At 55.2% G+C, this 18,511-nt stretch carries 20 protein-coding genes; 12 read left to right on the top strand and 8 right to left on the bottom strand.

All coding sequences use genetic code 11. The annotated features are described in order from the left end of the window. Positions 1-16: 16 nt before the first annotated feature. The 3 genes from mlaD to mlaF are packed head-to-tail and all read right to left on the bottom strand — an operon-like array spanning position 17 to position 2,172. Positions 17-565: an outer membrane lipid asymmetry maintenance protein MlaD gene (mlaD, locus tag AC4OVS_RS02720; protein WP_022649526.1), complete on the bottom strand. Its 549-nt coding sequence runs from the start codon at positions 563-565 to the stop codon at positions 17-19. A gap of 4 nt (positions 566-569) precedes the next feature. Then, positions 570-1,352 carry a lipid asymmetry maintenance ABC transporter permease subunit MlaE gene (mlaE, locus tag AC4OVS_RS02715; protein ID WP_003861848.1) on the bottom strand — a complete coding sequence of 261 codons (783 nt, stop codon included), beginning with the start codon at positions 1,350-1,352 and terminating at the stop codon, positions 570-572. 7 nt (positions 1,353-1,359) lie between these two features. Beyond that, positions 1,360-2,172 (bottom strand): phospholipid ABC transporter ATP-binding protein MlaF, encoded by an 813-nt coding sequence (gene mlaF / locus AC4OVS_RS02710; RefSeq protein ID WP_022649527.1) that lies wholly within the window; start codon positions 2,170-2,172, stop codon positions 1,360-1,362. A gap of 227 nt (positions 2,173-2,399) precedes the next feature. Between mlaF and AC4OVS_RS02705 the strand changes: the two genes are divergently transcribed. From AC4OVS_RS02705 to npr, 11 genes are all read left to right on the top strand, one after another. Further along, on the top strand, positions 2,400-3,377 hold the full coding sequence (locus tag AC4OVS_RS02705) for a calcium/sodium antiporter (RefSeq protein WP_003861852.1): 978 nt from the start codon (positions 2,400-2,402) through the stop codon (positions 3,375-3,377). A gap of 13 nt (positions 3,378-3,390) precedes the next feature. Continuing rightward, the gene (gene kdsD, locus AC4OVS_RS02700) at positions 3,391-4,377 is read left to right on the top strand and encodes an arabinose-5-phosphate isomerase KdsD (protein ID WP_003861853.1); all 987 of its coding nucleotides are present in this window, start codon (positions 3,391-3,393) and stop codon (positions 4,375-4,377) included. 14 nt (positions 4,378-4,391) lie between these two features. Continuing rightward, positions 4,392-4,958: a 3-deoxy-manno-octulosonate-8-phosphatase KdsC gene (gene kdsC, locus AC4OVS_RS02695; RefSeq protein ID WP_017382729.1), complete on the top strand. Its 567-nt coding sequence runs from the start codon at positions 4,392-4,394 to the stop codon at positions 4,956-4,958. After that, positions 4,955-5,530, top strand: a complete 576-nt coding sequence (gene lptC / locus AC4OVS_RS02690; RefSeq protein ID WP_022649529.1) for an LPS export ABC transporter periplasmic protein LptC — start codon at positions 4,955-4,957, stop codon at positions 5,528-5,530. Before kdsC ends, lptC begins: the two co-directional genes overlap by 4 nt. After that, positions 5,499-6,053: a lipopolysaccharide ABC transporter substrate-binding protein LptA gene (lptA, locus tag AC4OVS_RS02685; RefSeq protein WP_006812136.1), complete on the top strand. Its 555-nt coding sequence runs from the start codon at positions 5,499-5,501 to the stop codon at positions 6,051-6,053. The genes lptC and lptA overlap by 32 nt, the downstream gene beginning before the upstream one ends. A gap of 6 nt (positions 6,054-6,059) precedes the next feature. Then, positions 6,060-6,785, top strand: coding sequence for an LPS export ABC transporter ATP-binding protein (gene lptB, locus AC4OVS_RS02680; RefSeq protein WP_003861862.1), 726 nt, complete (start codon positions 6,060-6,062; stop codon positions 6,783-6,785). Positions 6,786-6,832: 47 nt separating this feature from the next. Continuing rightward, positions 6,833-8,266 carry an RNA polymerase factor sigma-54 gene (gene rpoN, locus AC4OVS_RS02675; protein WP_022649530.1) on the top strand — a complete coding sequence of 478 codons (1,434 nt, stop codon included), beginning with the start codon at positions 6,833-6,835 and terminating at the stop codon, positions 8,264-8,266. A gap of 22 nt (positions 8,267-8,288) precedes the next feature. After that, entirely contained in the window at positions 8,289-8,576 is a 288-nt protein-coding gene (gene hpf, locus AC4OVS_RS02670; protein WP_014171818.1) for a ribosome hibernation promoting factor, read from the top strand. An 82-nt stretch (positions 8,577-8,658) separates the two neighbouring features. Beyond that, positions 8,659-9,150 (top strand): PTS IIA-like nitrogen regulatory protein PtsN, encoded by a 492-nt coding sequence (gene ptsN, locus AC4OVS_RS02665; protein WP_003861869.1) that lies wholly within the window; start codon positions 8,659-8,661, stop codon positions 9,148-9,150. 45 nt (positions 9,151-9,195) lie between these two features. Then, positions 9,196-10,050: an RNase adapter RapZ gene (rapZ, locus tag AC4OVS_RS02660; protein ID WP_003861870.1), complete on the top strand. Its 855-nt coding sequence runs from the start codon at positions 9,196-9,198 to the stop codon at positions 10,048-10,050. Beyond that, complete coding sequence (gene npr, locus AC4OVS_RS02655) at positions 10,047-10,319, top strand: PTS phosphocarrier protein NPr (RefSeq protein WP_163329754.1); 273 nt, start codon at positions 10,047-10,049, stop codon at positions 10,317-10,319. The genes rapZ and npr overlap by 4 nt, the downstream gene beginning before the upstream one ends. A 39-nt stretch (positions 10,320-10,358) precedes the next feature. On the opposite strand, the gene mtgA is transcribed toward npr, so the two are convergent. From mtgA to lptF, 5 genes are all read right to left on the bottom strand, one after another. Beyond that, positions 10,359-11,084 (bottom strand): monofunctional biosynthetic peptidoglycan transglycosylase, encoded by a 726-nt coding sequence (gene mtgA / locus AC4OVS_RS02650; RefSeq protein ID WP_022649531.1) that lies wholly within the window; start codon positions 11,082-11,084, stop codon positions 10,359-10,361. Continuing rightward, positions 11,081-11,734 (bottom strand): isoprenoid biosynthesis glyoxalase ElbB, encoded by a 654-nt coding sequence (gene elbB, locus AC4OVS_RS02645; protein WP_022649532.1) that lies wholly within the window; start codon positions 11,732-11,734, stop codon positions 11,081-11,083. Before elbB ends, mtgA begins: the two co-directional genes overlap by 4 nt. Positions 11,735-11,966: 232 nt before the next feature. Continuing rightward, complete coding sequence (gene arcB / locus AC4OVS_RS02640) at positions 11,967-14,300, bottom strand: aerobic respiration two-component sensor histidine kinase ArcB (protein WP_252066310.1); 2,334 nt, start codon at positions 14,298-14,300, stop codon at positions 11,967-11,969. Between the two features lie 137 nt (positions 14,301-14,437). After that, positions 14,438-15,520 (bottom strand): LPS export ABC transporter permease LptG, encoded by a 1,083-nt coding sequence (gene lptG, locus AC4OVS_RS02635; protein ID WP_022649534.1) that lies wholly within the window; start codon positions 15,518-15,520, stop codon positions 14,438-14,440. Then, positions 15,520-16,620, bottom strand: coding sequence for an LPS export ABC transporter permease LptF (gene lptF / locus AC4OVS_RS02630; protein WP_023307066.1), 1,101 nt, complete (start codon positions 16,618-16,620; stop codon positions 15,520-15,522). The genes lptG and lptF overlap by 1 nt, the downstream gene beginning before the upstream one ends. Positions 16,621-16,885: 265 nt before the next feature. On the opposite strand from lptF, the gene pepA reads away from it, so the two are divergent. Beyond that, complete coding sequence (pepA, locus tag AC4OVS_RS02625) at positions 16,886-18,397, top strand: leucyl aminopeptidase (protein WP_003861882.1); 1,512 nt, start codon at positions 16,886-16,888, stop codon at positions 18,395-18,397. Positions 18,398-18,511 lie beyond the last annotated feature (114 nt).

The raw sequence follows: 18,511 nt of genomic DNA, 5'->3' as shown, positions 1-18,511 counted from the left end.
ATGACTTCTCCTGAAATTAATTCGTCGCGCCTGGCGTCGGTTCGACGTTGGTGTGGTCTTCACTCTGCGCAGGGGCATCGTCAGACTTTTTATCATCCCCTTTACTGTTGTAAAGGAACTGACCAATCATATCTTCCAGCACCATCGCTGACTTGGTATCCTGGATTACGCTACCGTCTTTAAGGATAGACGTTCCCAGCTCAGGATCTTCAAAACCAACGTTAAGGGCCAGATATTGCTCCCCCAGCAGGCCAGAGGTGCGGATAGAGAGCGAGCTGGTGTCAGGAATGTGGTTATAGCGTTCTTCGATATCCATTGCGACGCGCGGCAGATAGGTTTTCTCATCAAGCGTAATGTCAGCGACACGTCCAATAACGACGCCACCAATACGGACCGGTGAGCGCGCCTTCAGGCCGCCGATATTATCGAAAGTCGCGTAGACGCGATACGTCGGCTCGGTGCGAACAGAGGTGATGTCCGCCGCGCGCAGGCAGATAAACAGCGCGGCCAGCAGCGCCAGAAGCAAAAACACGCCAACCCAAATTTCATTTTTTCTCGTTTGCATGAACTCAATTCCCAAACATCAGTGCGGTGAGCACAAAATCCAGACCTAAAACGGCCAGCGACGAATGTACGACAGTACGCGTCGTTGCACGGCTAATGCCCGCCGACGTCGGAATGGCATCGTAACCATTAAACAACGCAATCCAGGTAACCGTCACAGCGAAAACCACGCTCTTGATCAGACAGTTCACCAGATCCATCCGCAGATCGATGGCGTCCTGCATGGCAGACCAGAAGAACCCGGCATCAATGCCTTTCCAGTTGACGCCAACCAGCGCGCCTCCCCAGATACCTACCGCCACAAAGAGGATAGTCAGTAACGGCAAGGAGATAACCCCGGCCCAGAAGCGCGGCGAGATCACCCGGCGCAGCGGATCGACCGCCATCATCTCCATACTGGAGAGCTGCTCTGTGGCGCGCATCAGGCCAATTTCAGCCGTCAGCGCTGATCCGGCACGCCCGGCGAACAGCAGCGCTGCTACAACCGGCCCGAGTTCACGCAGCAGCGAGAGCGCCACCAGCATGCCAAGGCTGGTTTCCGCGCTGTAGGTTGTCAGCACCAGATACCCCTGCAACCCCAGCACCATGCCAATAAACAGACCCGACACGATGATAATAAGCATCGACAGCACACCGACGTTATAAAGCTGCCGCACCAGTAACGGCGCATGCTTGCGGAACTCCGGTTTGCCAACCAGCGCGTTGAACAACATTAATCCGGCACGCCCGAACGTACTGATGGTTTTTAGGCCACGGTGTCCAAGACCCGCCAACGCATTTAACAGCATGAGTGGATTAACTCCCTATTCCCAGTAAATCGTCATGATAGTCGCCCGCCGGATAGCGGAAAGGCACCGGCCCATCTGCGATACCGTCCAGGAACTGCCGCACGCGCGGATCGCCATTCTCCTGCAACGCCTGAGCGCTGCCGTGGGCGACGATCTTTTTGTCAGCCACAATATAGGCGTAATCAGCAATACTCAGCACTTCCGGCACGTCGTGGGAAACCACCACGCAGGTGACGCCAAGGGCGCTGTTCAGCTCCGAGATTAACTTCACCAGCACGCCCATGGTGATAGGGTCCTGCCCGACGAACGGTTCATCGAACATGATTAAATCGGGTTCCAGGGCAATAGCACGCGCCAGCGCGGCGCGGCGCGCCATCCCACCCGAGAGTTCGGACGGCATAAGTTTCGCAGCCCCCCGCAACCCCACAGCTTCGAGCTTCATCATCACCGTGCTGTGCAACAGCGCAGGAGGAAGATGGGTGTGCTCACGCAGCGGATAGGCCACGTTGTCAAATACGTTCATATCGGTGAACAGCGCACCCGACTGAAAGAGCATGCTCATCCGTTTGCGAACCGTGTAGAGGCGCGAGCGAGACATCTCCGGGACGTTTTCACCGTCGAAGAGAATTTCGCCGCTATCAGGGGGGATTTGCCCACCGATAAGACGCAGCAACGTCGTTTTACCGATCCCTGACGGCCCCATGATGGCGGTGATTTTACCGCGCGGCACGGTCAGCGAAATATCATCAAATATCACCCGGTTGCCGCGAGAAAAACTGACGCCCCGGACATCGACTATATTCGCCATCGTTTGGCTCATTTATGGTTCCTTACTTACCTTGCTTCACTGCTGGCATGAAGCGTAAATCAGCCCTAAACCCCGCATTTTTACAGAATATTCACTATTGGGGTTAGCGAAAGCTGGCATTTGTTTTACTTTTCCGGCGCATAAAGTCAAAATTAGGAATTCGTCACGTCTCAGACTTCATCTGGCGCTAAAATTCGTGCGCAGTGGACCAGCGAGTATACCTGAAGAAAGGACTTTTGATGCTTTTAGCAACAGCACTGTTAATAATTGGTTTACTGTTGGTGGTCTACAGTGCTGACCGTTTGGTCTTTGCCGCATCCATTCTCTGTCGACTCATTGGCATGCCGCCCATCATTATTGGGATGACGGTGGTCAGTGTAGGCACATCGCTTCCTGAAATCATCGTTTCTGTTTCAGCCTCGTTGCATGGCCAGGTCGACCTCGCTATTGGCACTGCGATTGGCTCTAACATCGTCAATATCTTGCTGATTTTAGGCTTAGCCGCATTACTGCATCCATTTCGCGTACATTCCGATGTTTTGCGTCGTGAATTGCCGCTAATGTTAGTCGTCAGTCTGCTGGCAGGCTATGTGCTTTATGACGGGGTGCTGAGCGTCGGTGACGGTATATTCCTGCTCGCCCTGGCCGTGATCTGGTTGCTTTACAGCGTGAAGATCGCACGTCTGGCGGAAAAACAGGGTAATGATAGCCTCACGCGTGAGCATCTCGCCGAGCTGCCACGGGAAGGGACCTTACCCGTCGCCCTGCTGTGGCTGGGCGTCGCGCTGATCATAATGCCAATGGCCACGCGGATGGTGGTCGATAACGCGACGGTGCTGGCGAACGCGTTTGCGATGAGCGAACTGACAATCGGTCTGACGGTCATCGCCATCGGCACCAGCCTGCCAGAGCTGGCTACCGCCATCGCCGGGGCGCGTAAAGGGGAAGATGATATCGCCATCGGCAATATCATTGGCTCGAATATTTTCAATATCGCGATCGTGACGGGGCTGCCAGCATTAATCTCACCGGGGCCGTTTAACCCTATGGTCTTCACGCGCGATTACGGTGTGATGCTACTGGTCAGCGTAATTTTCGCCCTGCTCTGCTGGCGGCGAAAAGAGCAGATCGGCAAAGGCGCGGGCGCGCTGCTGACGGGTGGATTTATCGTATGGCTGGCGATGCTGTACTGGCTCTCGCCACTTCTCTCTGGGTAAACGGAAACGCATTATGTCGCAAATAGAATTGCAGCCGGGTTTTGACTTTCAGAAAGCAGGCAAAGACGTTCTGGAGATTGAACGTGAAGGTCTGGCGCAGTTAGATCAGTACATTAATCAGGATTTTAGTCTGGCCTGTGAGAAGATGTTCTACTGCGCCGGTAAAGTCGTGGTGATGGGGATGGGCAAATCCGGCCATATCGGGCGCAAAATGGCGGCGACCTTTGCCAGTACCGGCACGTCGTCATTCTTCGTTCATCCCGGTGAAGCCGCGCACGGTGACCTCGGCATGGTTACGCCGCAGGACGTGGTTATTGCGCTGTCCAACTCCGGGGAATCGAATGAAATCCTGGCGTTGATCCCGGTGCTGAAGCGTCTGCACGTACCGCTGATTTGCATGACCAGCCGCCCGGAAAGCAGCATGGCGCGTGCGGCAGATATTCACCTGTGCGTGAAGGTGCCGAAAGAAGCCTGTCCGCTGGGGCTGGCGCCGACCTCCAGCACAACCGCCGCGCTGGTGATGGGCGATGCCCTTGCCGTTGCGCTGCTGGAAGCCCGCGGTTTTACGCCTGAAGATTTCGCTCTGTCTCACCCCGGCGGCGCGCTCGGGCGCAAACTGCTGCTGCGGGTCAACGATATTATGCACACCGGGGATGAGATCCCGCACGTCAGCAAAGAGGCCTCTTTGCGCGACGCGTTACTGGAGATCACCCGTAAAAACCTGGGCATGACGGTTATCTGCGACGATCTGATGAAGATTCAGGGCATTTTCACCGACGGCGACCTGCGCCGGGTATTCGATATGGGTGTGGATGTCCGAACGCTGGGCATCGCTGATGTAATGACACCAGGCGGGATCCGCGTCCGTCCGGGCACGCTGGCGGTAGATGTACTGAACCTGATGCAGTCCCGTCATATTACCTCAGTGATGGTTGCCGATGGCGACCAACTGCTGGGTGTGGTACATATGCATGATCTGCTGCGCGCTGGCGTAGTGTAATGAAGGATAAGACAATGAGTAATGCGGGTGCATCCCTTGCAACCTGTTATGGCCCGGTGAGCGCCCACATGATGGCAAAGGCGGAAAATATCCGCCTGCTGATCCTCGATGTGGATGGTGTGCTCTCCGACGGTCTGATTTATATGGGCAATAACGGCGAAGAGCTGAAAGCCTTTAACGTTCGCGACGGTTACGGTATCCGCTGTGCGCTCACGTCCGGTATTGAAGTTGCAATCATCACCGGGCGGAAAGCTAAACTGGTAGAAGATCGGTGTGAAACGCTGGGCATTACCCATCTCTATCAGGGGCAGTCTGATAAGATGGTAGCCTTCCGGGATCTGTTGGGAAAACTGGCCATTGCACCAGAGAATGTGGCATACGTCGGGGATGATTTGATCGACTGGCCAGTCATGGCGGAGGTGGGTCTGAGCATCGCCGTGGCTGACGCGCACCCGCTGCTGATCCCGCGTGCTGATTACGTTACCCATATTCACGGTGGCCGCGGCGCCGTCCGTGAAGTCTGCGATCTGCTTCTGCTGGCGCAGGGCAAGCTTGATGAGGCGAAAGGGCAATCGATATGAGTAAAACCAGACGTTGGGTTATCATTCTGCTTGCGCTTGTCGCCCTGGTACTGATTGGCGTAAACCTCGCTGACCGCGAAGATACGCAAGCGGAAGTGGTTAACACGAGCGACCCGACCTATAAAAGCGATCACAGCGACACCGTGGTCTATAGCCCGGAAGGCGCGCTGAACTATCGCCTCGTTGCTCAGCATGTAGAATATTTTTCAGATGACGGTACTTCGTGGTTTACCCAACCGGTCATGACCACCTTTGATACGGACAAAGTGCCGACGTGGTCTATCAAGTCTGACCGGGCAAAACTGACAAATGACCGTATGCTTTACCTGTATGGTCACGTTGAAGTCAACGCCCTGACCGCTGACGCGCAACTGCGAAAAATTACGACGGATAACGCCCAGATCAACCTGGTCACCCAGGATGTCACGTCGCAGGATTTAGTCACCCTGTATGGCACAACATTTAATTCCAGCGGTTTAAGAATGCGCGGGAACTTACGCAGCAAAAACGCCGAGCTGATTGAAAAGGTTAGAACCTCCTATGAAATTCAAAACAAACAAACTCAGCCTTAAAGTTGTTATCGCCAGCGCGCTGCTGGCGGCCAGTCTTCCCGCGCTTGCTGTGACTGGCGACACCGAACAGCCGATTCATATTGAATCCGATACCCAGTCTCTGGATATGCAGGGTAACGTCGTCACCTTTACCGGCAACGTGGTCATGACCCAGGGCACCATCAAAATCAACGCCGACAAAGTGGTCGTTACCCGACCGGGCGGCGAGCAGGGCAAAGAGATTATCGATGGTTATGGCAACCCGGCTACCTTCTACCAGATGCAGGACAACGGCAAGCCGGTGAAAGGCCATGCCTCGCATATGCACTATGAACTGGCGAAGGATCTGGTCATCCTGACCGGTAATGCTTACCTGGAACAGCTGGACAGCAATATCAAAGGCGACAAGATCACTTATCTGGTGAAAGAGCAGAAAATGCAGGCCTCCAGTGAAAAAGGCAAACGCGTCACGACCGTTCTTGTGCCTTCGCAATTGCAGGACAAGAACAACGGCCAGGCTCCGGCACAGAAAAAGAGTAACTAATTCGTTATGGCAACTTTAACTGCAAAAAACCTCGCGAAAGCGTATAAGGGCCGCCGCGTCGTCGAAGATGTCAGTCTGACCGTCAACTCCGGCGAAATCGTGGGTTTGCTTGGCCCTAACGGGGCGGGTAAAACCACGACCTTCTACATGGTGGTGGGCATTGTCCCGCGTGACGCCGGCAACATCATCATCGATGATGAAGATATCAGCCTGCTGCCACTGCATGCCCGCGCGCGTCGTGGCATCGGCTATCTGCCGCAGGAAGCCTCCATCTTCCGCCGCTTAAGCGTTTTCGACAACCTGATGGCCGTGCTTCAGATCCGTGACGATCTGACCAGCGAGCAGCGCACTGACCGTGCGAACGAGCTGATGGAAGAGTTTCATATCGAACATCTGCGTGACAGCCTCGGTCAGGCGCTGTCCGGTGGTGAACGCCGCCGCGTTGAGATTGCGCGCGCGCTGGCAGCAAACCCGAAATTTATCCTGCTGGATGAACCGTTTGCGGGCGTTGACCCCATCTCCGTTATCGATATCAAACGTATTATTGAGCACCTGCGCGACAGCGGGCTTGGCGTACTGATCACGGACCACAACGTTCGTGAAACGCTGGCCGTGTGTGAGCGCGCCTACATAGTGAGCCAGGGCCATCTGATTGCCCACGGCACGCCACAGCAAATCCTCGAAGATGAGCATGTTAAGCGCGTGTACCTTGGGGAAGACTTCAGACTCTGATAGGGTAGAGGTTAAGTCACGCCGAACCGGAGAAAAACGCTCTGAACATGAAGCAAGGTTTGCAATTACGGCTCAGCCAGCAACTGGCCATGACGCCGCAGCTACAACAGGCAATCCGTCTGTTGCAGCTGTCCACGTTAGAACTCCAGCAGGAGCTCCAGCAGGCGCTGGACAGCAATCCGCTGCTGGAGCAAACCGATCTTCATGACGAGGTAGACGCTCAGCAGACGCAGGACACAGAAACGCTCGACTCCGTAGATGCGCTCGAACAGAAAGAGATGCCGGAGGAACTGCCGCTGGATGCCAGCTGGGATGAAATCTACACCGCGGGTACCCCTTCCGGGACGCGTGCAGATTACCAGGACGATGAACTCCCGGTCTACCAGGGCGAAACTACCCAGTCGCTTCAGGACTACCTGATGTGGCAGGTGGAGCTGACGCCTTTCTCCGATACCGATCGCGCCATTGCCACCTCGATTGTCGATGCCGTTGACGACACGGGCTATTTGACCGTGACGCTGGACGAGATTCTGGAAAGCATCGGCGATGACGAGATTGAACTGGAAGAGATCGAAGCCGTCCTGAAACGCGTTCAGCGTTTCGACCCGATTGGCGTCGCCGCGAAAGATCTGCGCGACTGCCTTCTGATCCAGCTTTCGCAGTTTGCCAAAGAGACACCGTGGATTGATGAAGCCCGGCTCATCATCAGCGAGCATCTGGATTTGCTGGCAAATCACGACTTCCGCACCCTGATGCGCGTCACGCGCCTCAAAGAAGAGGTGCTGAAGGAAGCGGTGAATCTGATCCAGTCACTCGATCCGCGTCCGGGGCAATCTATCCAGACCAGCGAACCGGAATACGTTATTCCTGATGTGCTGGTGAGAAAACACAATGGCCGCTGGGTCGTTGAACTGAACGCCGACAGCATTCCTCGCCTGCAAATCAACCAGCAATACGCCTCCATGTGCACCAGCGCCCGTAACGACGCTGATAATCAATACATTCGCAGCAACCTTCAGGAAGCACGCTGGTTGATTAAGAGTCTGGAAAGCCGTAATGACACGCTGCTGCGCGTCAGCCGCTGTATTGTCGAACAGCAGCAGGCATTCTTTGAGCAGGGCGAAGAATTTATGAAACCGATGGTGCTGGCGGACATCGCCCAGGCCGTCGAGATGCATGAATCAACCATTTCCCGCGTGACCACGCAGAAGTATCTGCACAGCCCACGCGGTATTTTTGAGCTTAAGTATTTCTTCTCCAGCCACGTGAACACCGAAGGCGGCGGCGAAGCCTCGTCAACAGCTATTCGCGCCCTGGTGAAGAAGTTGATCGCCGCGGAGAACCCCGCGAAGCCACTCAGTGACAGTAAGTTAACCACCATGCTGTCCGATCAGGGTATTATGGTGGCACGCCGTACTGTCGCGAAGTATCGAGAGTCTTTATCCATTCCGCCGTCTAACCAGCGTAAACAACTGGTTTGACACAACCGATAAGGAAGACACTATGCAGCTCAATATCACCGGACATAACGTCGAAATTACTGAGGCTTTACGCGATTTTGTAAACGCTAAGTTCGCGAAACTCGAGCAGTATTTCGAGAGGATCAACCAGGTCTATGTTGTGTTGAAAGTGGAGAAAGTGACGCATATCTCGGATGCGACCCTGCACGTCAACGGAGGGGAACTTCATGCCAGTGCGGAAGGGCAAGACATGTACGCGGCTATCGACGGCTTGATTGATAAGCTTGCGAGACAGCTCAATAAACATAAAGATAAACTGAAACAACACTAATTGTCCGGGCAGTTAACGGGTGCAGGACGGCCTGTTGTGAAACACAACAGGCCATTTGTACAGTTAGCGCTTAGGTGAAATTATGATAAACAACGATTCCGCTCTTCAACTGAGCAATGTCCTTAACCAGGATTGTACCCGCAGTGGCGTTCACTGCCAGAGCAAAAAACGTGCGCTGGAAATCATCAGTGAGCTGGCCGCAAAACAGCTGGGTCTGCCGCCGCAGATCGTGTTTGAAGCCATTCTGACCCGTGAAAAAATGGGCAGTACCGGCATCGGCAATGGCATTGCGATCCCGCATGGCAAGCTGGAAGAAGATACGCTGCGTGCCGTGGGGGTGTTTGTGCAACTGGAAACGCCTATCGCTTTTGACGCCATCGATAACCAGCCTGTGGATCTGCTCTTCGCGCTGCTGGTTCCTGCCGATCAGACCAAAACCCACCTGCACACGCTGTCGCTGGTTGCCAAACGTCTGGCGGATAAAACCATTTGTCGTCGACTGCGCTCAGCTCAAAGTGATGAAGAACTTTATCAAATTATCACTGAAGCAGAAGGCAATCAGGATGAGGCATAATCGGGAAAGGGCCTTCAGAACGGCTTCCCTGAGGAGAAACGGAACATGGTGCTGATGATCGTCAGCGGTCGTTCGGGGTCCGGGAAGTCCGTGGCCCTGCGCGCGCTGGAAGACATGGGATTTTACTGCGTAGATAACCTGCCGGTAGTGCTGTTACCCGATCTGGCGCGGACGCTGGCGGACAGGCAAATCTCTGCCGCCGTCAGTATTGACGTGCGTAACATGCCGGAATCGCCGGAAATCTTCGAGCAGGCAATGAACAGCCTGCCGGAGTGCTTCTCGCCTCAGCTCTTGTTCCTGGATGCTGACCGCAACACGCTGATCCGCCGTTACAGCGATACACGTCGTTTGCATCCGCTCTCGAGTAAAAATCTTTCGCTGGAAAGCGCCATTGATAAAGAGAGCGATCTGCTTGAGCCGCTGCGTTCCCGGGCCGACCTGATTGTCGACACCTCAGAAATGTCCGTCCACGAGCTGGCGGAAATGCTGCGTACTCGCTTACTCGGCAAGCGCGAGCGCGAACTGACGATGGTGTTTGAATCCTTCGGCTTTAAGCACGGTATCCCTATCGATGCGGATTACGTTTTTGATGTGCGTTTCCTGCCGAACCCACACTGGGATCCGAAACTGCGTCCGATGACCGGTCTGGATAAGCCGGTGGCGGCGTTCCTCGACCGACACACAGAAGTACACAATTTTATCTACCAGACGCGAAGCTACCTTGAGCTATGGTTACCTATGCTGGAGACAAACAATCGTAGCTATCTGACGGTGGCGATTGGCTGTACCGGCGGTAAACATCGTTCGGTCTACATTGCCGAACAGCTGGCCGATTACTTCCGCTCACGCGGGAAGAACGTCCAGTCCCGTCATCGCACGCTGGAAAAACGCAAAACATGACCGTAAAACAGACCGTCGAAATCACCAATAAGCTGGGCATGCATGCGCGCCCGGCGATGAAGCTGTTTGAACTGATGCAGGGTTTTGATGCTGAGGTGCTGCTGCGCAACGATGAGGGAACCGAGGCAGAAGCCAACAGCGTGATTGCGCTGCTGATGCTGGATTCTGCCAAAGGCCGCCAGATTGAAGTTGAAGCCACCGGCCCGCAGGAAAAAGAAGCGCTGGCGGCAGTGATTGCCCTGTTTAACGCCGGGTTTGACGAAGATTAACGTTCGCCACGTCGGCGGGTAGCGCTGCGCTTACCCGCTTTACATAAGATTATTTCGCTCCATAAACCCTTCCCCACCCAGCTGACGCATCTGGCGCATAATCCACGCCTGGCGGCTTCGCACGTAGCCTGACGGCGCGCTGGCCTTAAAACGCAGCGGGTTCGGCAGCACGGCGGCAAGCAGTGCCGCTTCGGACATAGTCAGCCTGCTGGCGGGCTTGCCAAAATAGCGCTGCGATGCCGATTCGACGCCAAACACGCCGTCACCAAACTCCGCGATATTCAGGTAGACGGTCAAAATGCGTTTTTTGCTCCACACCGTCTCGACGCCCAGCGTCAGCCCGGCCTCCAGCCCTTTTCTCACCCAGCTGCGACCGTCCCATAAGAACAGATTTTTTACCGTCTGCTGAGAAAGCGTCGACGCACCGCGGACGCGGTTTTCATGACGTTCATTATGATCCAGCGCCTTCTCGATAGCCGCCACGTCAAAACCCCAGTGCTCCGGGAATTTCTGATCTTCTGCCGCAATGACCGCCAGCCCCATCCACGGGGAGATTTCATCCATGCCGACCCAGTCTGAGTGGGCAACATAGCCAAAATCACCCGAGAGCCAGGCGCTAATCTGCCGCTCTGCCATCACGGCCGAGAACGGGACGGGCAGGATGCTGAACAGCGCAATGCCTCCGCCCCAAAAAACGGCCAGGACCAGCACAATACGCAGCAGGATCCGTTTTAACCACCCGCCAGGGGATAATTTACGACTCATTCGGTAAGAACCAGCACTCTGTCCACCAGCTTTTCAATGCCTGCAGCAGCCTCGGCAATGTTCTGCGCCAGCATATACGCCGGTGTGGTGACGATTTTATTGTCCTCATCCACCACAATGTCGTCTACCGGACATGGCACGTGTTCGCCGCCCATATCTTCGACAATTTCAGCAGTATCAATGTCGGTTCCGATCGTGAGCCGCAGCGGGAAATCAAAAATCTTCGGCAGCATGGCTGGCGCAATGCAGATAAAGCCCTGCGGCTTACCTGCCGCATGCATCGCCAGCGATAGCGCTTTCAAATCGGGATCGACATGGCACGCCGCGCCTTGCGTTGCAAACGTGCTCAGGTTTTTCGCCGCGCCAAAGCCGCCCGGCACGATGAGCGCATCTAGCTCAGCCGCATCGGCCTGTACCAGCGGATGAATATCCCCGCGCACAATACGTGCCGCTTCAATCAGCACGTTACGGCTTTCCGCCATTGGCTCGCCGGTAAGATGATTAACCACGTCTGCCTGCGTTTTATCCGGAGCGAAGCAGATAACGTCGGCCCCCTGACGCGATAATGCCAGCAGCGTTAATACGGTTTCATGTATCTCTGAACCATCGTAAACGCCACATCCGCTCAGCACGACACCCACTTTCTTCATTCTGACGATCCTTCTATGCAACTCGCTGAAGCACATTAAAAATTCTGATTAAAACGCTATGCTTCACACATTTCACTGATTCATGTAACAAACTGTTTAAGATTTGCTATCTTATCTGCGTGCAGCCTTAATTTTCAGGCGGCGTCCATGCGAAAACAACCCATAAAAATCAGGCGCAGCCACGATTTCCCTGGTGTTGGCGCAGTATTCGCGCACCCCGGTATAGCCGGGGTCATTTTTTTCGGGATTCTACCCAGGCTTTCAGCACTGCCACATCGTTTTGCCACTCTTGTTTCATCTCTTCAACCCAATCACCTACGTTATCTTCCCAGGCAGGTAAATCAGGCGACTGAATCTGTTGGCCCAGCTGCTGGAGATGGCGTAACCCGACTGAACCAGCTGCGCCTTTGATTTTATGTCCCTCTTCGACGATGCCCTTCTGGTCACGCGCCGTCAGGTTGGATTCGAGCACGTTCAGATAGCCCGGCATCATTTTTTCGAACACGGCCAGGCCATCGGTGATCAGTTTGGGTCCCACCAGATCGATATACTGCTCCAGCATGGCGGTATCCAGTATCGTTTGGGTTTTGGCGCTATCAACAGACGTCATGGTGCTCTCCTCTTCATCACAGGTATCCCAGAACTTCTTGATCATCGCCGTCAGGGCAGGTACTGCCAGCGGCTTGCTGAGCACATCGTCCATACCGGCCTCGAGGTACTCTTTTTTATCTTTCAGCACGTTTGCGGTCAACGCAACCAGCGGCGGCAGCTCGTCAGGAGCATATTTGCGCGTCAGCTCGCGGGAGATATCCAGCCCGGTCATGTCCGGTAGCTGAATATCGAGCAGCACCAGGTCGTACTCGCCCGGCGTGAACATCTCCAGCGCGGCTTTGCCGGTCATCGCGACATCCACGCTGTTACCGAGTTTTTCCAGTACCGACCGGGCGACAATGACGTTCAGCTCAATATCTTCAACCAGCAGGACGTGCAGGGCTGGAAGCGGCATATCGTCGTTCTCAAACGTATCTTCCACTTCTTCAGCAACAGCAGGGGCGTGGACGGTAAGCGTAAAGGTGGAGCCTTTACCCGGCTGGCTGGCAACGGTGATATCCCCACCCATACTTTTCGCCAGACGTTTCGACACCGCCAGGCCAATGCCCGTGCCGGTCGCCGGTTTACCGCCGTGGCTGTCTTTAACCTGATAATACATGGCGAAGATCTTATCCTGCTCATCCTGAGGAATGCCGATACCCGAGTCCTCAACTTCAAAGTGCAGCATGTCCCCCTCATCATAGCGAATGCGCACCGCAACCTGTCCCTTCTGGGTAAACTTCACGGCGTTGCTAATGAGATTCCACAGGATCTGACGCAGACGCGTGCCGTCCGTCACCACTTTATGCGGCAGCGGCAGCGTCGGTTCCATCACGAAGCTCAGTCCTTTCTGCTGGGCCTGCAAACCTGACAGGTTCTCCAGGTCCGCGAGGAAGCCGGTAAAATCAACCGGCTGGTTGTCGAGCTGAACCTTACGGCGCTCCATCTTATCCATGTCGATAATATCATTGAAGATATTGCCCAGCGTGACCGCCGAAACGTGGATCGTTTTGAGGTATTTTTCCTGCTCATTGGTCAGGTCGGTATCCAGCAGAATACGGCTCAGCCCCACGATACCGTTTAGCGGCGTACGAAGCTCATGGCTGATGGTGGAGATGAAGGTGGTCTTGTCACGACTGGCGCGCTCCAGCGCATCCTGATATCGCTTACGCTCGGTGATATCACGGCCAAAGCCCATCAGACCATGACGTTTACCCACCCGGTCGTAATAAGGCACTTTGCGGATTTCAAAGCAGGCCTTGCGCCCGTCGGGGTAGTCCAGCCACTGCTCATAGGTCAACGAGACGTTATGACGGAACACCTTTTCATCCGTCTCCATCACTTTTGCCGCCGCCTCTTCGGAATAGACATCCTGAGGTTTCAGGTGGATCAGCTGCTTTTCGCTTTTCCCGGTCAACAATTCCATGGCCCGGTTACAGCCGGAGAACTCTTTATCTTCATTACGGTAGAACACCAGATCCGGCGACGCATCGAGGAACGAGCGCAGGAAAGAGGATTGCTGTTCAAGCTGGATCTGCGTGACCTCACGCTCTTTCATCTCAATTTTCAGCTGCTCCAGCGTGGTCTGACGTTCGGCTTCCGCCTTCTCACGGTCTGAAATTTCCTGATTCAGCTGGGCAATGTTGTCCTTGAGCTGAACGTTGAGTTTAAGATCGCGCTCGCGCATCTCTTCCAGCTTATCCACCAGTTTCGATAAACGCTGTCGGGACTCTTCCAGCTGCTCAACCACCACGGAGAGGAAATAGACCGCCCATGGGGTGATCAGCAGGCCAAAGAAAATAGAGCGGATCACGTCGATGCTCTCGACCTGACCATGCAGAACCATGGTCACGGCCATTTGCACGACGATGGCCAGAACGACCAGCGCCAGCGCCAGCAGCATGGAAAAACGCACCAGCCCGAGCTTCATCATCAGGTCGACGTAGTACTGGGCCAGCATTCGAATTTGCTTCATAGAGGATCCCTTCACGACTTTATCGCTCAATAATACTCAAATTCACGGCGAGGCGTTGAAGGTTGTGAGAAAAAGTGCGGCGTGAAACAGGAGATTAGCCTCGCCCCCGGGCAAGCGGGAGCGAGGAAGAAGGTTTATCAGGAGCGTTTTAGCAGCATCCAGAGACTGATCAGGAAGAAACTGGCGCTCGGCAACAGCGCGCCGATAATTGGCGGAATGCCATACACCAGCGTCAGCGGACCAAAAATCTGATCGAGGACGTAGAACACGAAGCCAAAGCTGATACCGGTTACCACGCGAACCCCCATCGGCACGCTACGTAGCGGTCCAAAGATGAACGACAGCGCCATCAGCATCATCACCGCCACGGACAGCGGCTGGAAGATTTTGCTCCACATGTTGAGCTGGTAACGCCCCGCATCCTGCCCGCTCGATTTCAGATACTTCACGTAGTTATGCAGACCGCTGATGGAGAGCGCATCGGGGTCAAGCGCCACGACGCCGAGCTTGTCCGGCGTCAGGTCGGTTTTCCAGGTACCGCTAACGGTCTGCGAACCGGTGATCTGTTTCGGGTTAGTCAGGTCAGATTCATCAACCTGGGATAACCGCCACAGCTTGTTGTTTGCATCAAATTTAGCAGAGGCGGCATAACGCACTGACTGCAATCGACGATCGTTATTGAAAGCATAGATACTCACGCCACCCAGCTCGTCATCCCCTTTCACGCGTTCGATATAGACGAAGTTCTGGCCATCTTTCGCCCATAATCCCTGCTGCGTGGAGAGCAGAGAACCGCCGTACATCGCCTGAGCACGGTAGTTACGCGCCATCTGTTCACCCTGCGGCGCGACCCATTCGCCGATCGCCATGGTCAGCAGCACCAGCGGGATCGCGGTTTTCATCACCGACAGCGCAACCTGCATACGGGTAAAGCCCGATGCCTGCATCACCACCAGTTCGCTACGCTGAGCCAGCATCCCCAGGCCCAGCAGCGCACCCAGCAGGGCCGCCATCGGGAAGAAGATCTGCACATCTTTTGGTACGCTGAGCAGGGTGTACATCCCGGCGCCCAACGCGTCGTAACTCCCCTGCCCGGCTTTTTTCAGCTGGTCGACAAATTTGATAATGCCCGAGAGCGACACCAGCATGAAAAGGGTCATCATGATGGTGGTAAAAATTGTTTTACCGATATAGCGGTCAAGTACGCCAAACGCCTGCATTAGATGGCTCCTTTACGCGTAAACCGGGCACGAAGACGACGCACAGGCACCGTGTCCCACAAGTTGAGTCCGACTGCCAGCAGCAGATACAAACCATTCACGACCCAGGTCCAGATCATCGGGTCAATTTTACCTTTCCCGCCGTTAGACTTGATTGAGGTTTGCAGCAGGAAGAACACCAGATACAGCAGCATCGCTGGCAGCATCGACAGCACGCGGCCCTGGCGCGGGTTTACCACGCTCAACGGAACCACCATCAGCGCCATCATAAATACGGTGAATACCAGCGTGATACGCCAGTGCAGTTCAGCACGCGCACGATCGGTATCAGTATTCATTAAGGTGCGCATATCCATCTGCTCGGTATCCGTTGGATCGAGCGCGACGGCCTGGTGACCAATAATGGCCTGGTAGTTCTGGAAATCGGTGATACGGAAGTCACGCAGCATAGCCGTGCCTTCGAAACGCGTTCCTTTGTTCAGCGTGACAACCTGAGAGCCGTCTTTACGCTGCGCCAGCTGACCGGAATCCGCCACTACCACAGAAGGGCGAGCGTTACCTTTCGGGCGCAGTTGAGCAAGAAACACGTCATTGAAGCGGCTGCCATCGACGCTTTCGATAAACAGCACGGAGTTACCGTCGGTCGCCTGCTGGAACTGCCCCTGCGCCAGCGCCGCCAGCCCCGGGTTAGCTTTTGCTTCCGCCAGCACCTCATCCTGATGACGGGACGAGGTCGGCCCCGCCCACATGACGTTAACCGCGGCAACAATGCCCGTAAACAGCGCCAGCACCATGGCTGCCTTTACCAATACGGCCTTACTGAGGCCGCAGGCATGCATCACGGTGATTTCACTTTCGGTATAGAGCTTACCCAGGGTCATCAGCAGACCAAGGAACAGGCTTAACGGCAGGATAAGCTGCGCCATTTCCGGCACGCCAAGCCCGAGCAGGGAAAGCACCAGATTCGTTGGGATTTCGCCATCAACTGCCGCGCCGAGGATCCTGACCAGCTTCTGACAGAAAAAGATCAGAAGGAGGATAAAGAGGATCGCCAGTTGGCTCTTCAGCGTCTCCCGAACCAGATATCTTATGATTATCACTTTAAATACGCCCGTTAAAACTCGTCTTATGCAGGAATTTAGCTTGTTTCATGGCTTAAACGTCATTTATTCTCTTGAGTCGTCGAAATCATCGCTAAGATTAAAAAACCCGGCGGATTCGCGCTTCATGACATTTATTGACGTGTCGAAACCGTAGTAACGTAAGATTAACACGAAGTCACCACAACGGCGGACATGAGTTACGAAAGGTTTCAATTCTATCCGTAGCCGCCGCCGTTGTCTTTAAGATTCAGGAGCGTAGTGCATGGAGTTCAGTGTAAAAAGCGGTAGCCCGGAGAAACAGCGGAGTGCCTGCATCGTTGTGGGCGTCTTTGAACCACGCCGACTCTCCCCGATCGCCGAGCAACTCGATAAAATCAGCGACGGCTATATCAGCGCCCTGCTGCGCCGTGGCGAACTGGAAGGCAAACCAGGGCAGACCCTGTTGCTGCACCACGTTCCAAACGTCCTGTCCGAGCGTATTCTGCTGATTGGCTGCGGTAAAGAACGTGAGCTTGATGAGCGCCAGTACAAGCAGGTTATTCAGAAAACCATTAATACACTGAATGATACTGGTTCGATGGAAGCCGTCTGCTTCCTCACGGAGCTGCACGTTAAGGGCCGCAACACGTACTGGAAAGTACGCCAGGCCGTCGAAACCGCAAAAGAGAGCCTCTACAGCTTTGATCAGTTGAAGACCACCAAAAGCGAGCCGCGTCGCCCGCTGCGTAAAATGGTCTTTAACGTGCCGACCCGTCGCGAGCTGACCAGCGGCGAGCGCGCCATTCAGCACGGTCTGGCGATTGCTGCCGGTATTAAAGCGGCAAAAGATCTTGGCAATATGCCGCCAAACATCTGTAACGCCGCGTACCTGGCGTCACAGGCGCGCCAGCTGGCTGACGCCTACAGCAAGAACGTCATCACCCGCGTTATCGGCGAACAGCAGATGAAAGAGCTGGGGATGCACTCTTATCTGGCGGTCGGTAACGGCTCCCAGAACGAATCCCTGATGTCGGTCATCGAATACAAAGGCAATCCGTCTGAAGACGCGCGTCCGATCGTGCTCGTTGGCAAAGGGCTGACCTTCGACTCCGGCGGTATCTCCATCAAGCCTTCAGAAGGCATGGATGAGATGAAGTACGACATGTGTGGCGCGGCGGCGGTTTACGGCGTCATGCGCATGGTCGCGGAACTTCAGTTGCCCATCAACGTGATCGGCGTGCTGGCGGGCTGCGAAAACATGCCTGGCGGCCGCGCTTATCGCCCGGGTGATGTGCTGACTACCATGTCCGGCCAGACCGTTGAAGTGCTGAACACCGACGCCGAAGGCCGTCTGGTGCTGTGCGACGTGCTGACCTACGTTGAGCGTTTCGAACCTGAAGCGGTTATCGACGTAGCTACCCTGACCGGCGCCTGCGTGATTGCGCTGGGGCATCACATCACCGGCCTGATGTCGAACCACAATCCGCTGGCGCATGAGCTGATCGGCGCGTCCGAACAGGCTGGCGACCGCGCGTGGCGTCTGCCGCTGGGGGACGAGTTCCAGGAACAGCTGGAGTCTAACTTCGCGGACATGGCGAACATTGGTGGTCGTCCTGGCGGCGCAATTACCGCAGGCTGCTTCCTGGCGCGCTTCACCCGCAAGTACAACTGGGCGCACCTGGACATTGCGGGGACCGCATGGCGCTCCGGTAAAGCCAAAGGCGCGACGGGACGTCCGGTGGCCCTGCTGTCGCAGTTCCTGCTCAATCGCGCGGGTTTTAACGGCGACGAGTGATGAAAAACGCCGGGTGGCGGCTTCGCCTTACCCGGCCTACAACGTCACTCAACCGTAGGCCGGGTAAGCGTAGCGCCACCCGGCTTTGCATTTAAATCCACGACAAGAAACCCC

It is taken from the genome of Enterobacter sp. 4974935, from assembly GCF_058661735.1.
The sequence above is the reverse complement of the archived record's forward strand: the minus strand, read 5'-3'. Positions and strand labels throughout refer to the sequence as shown.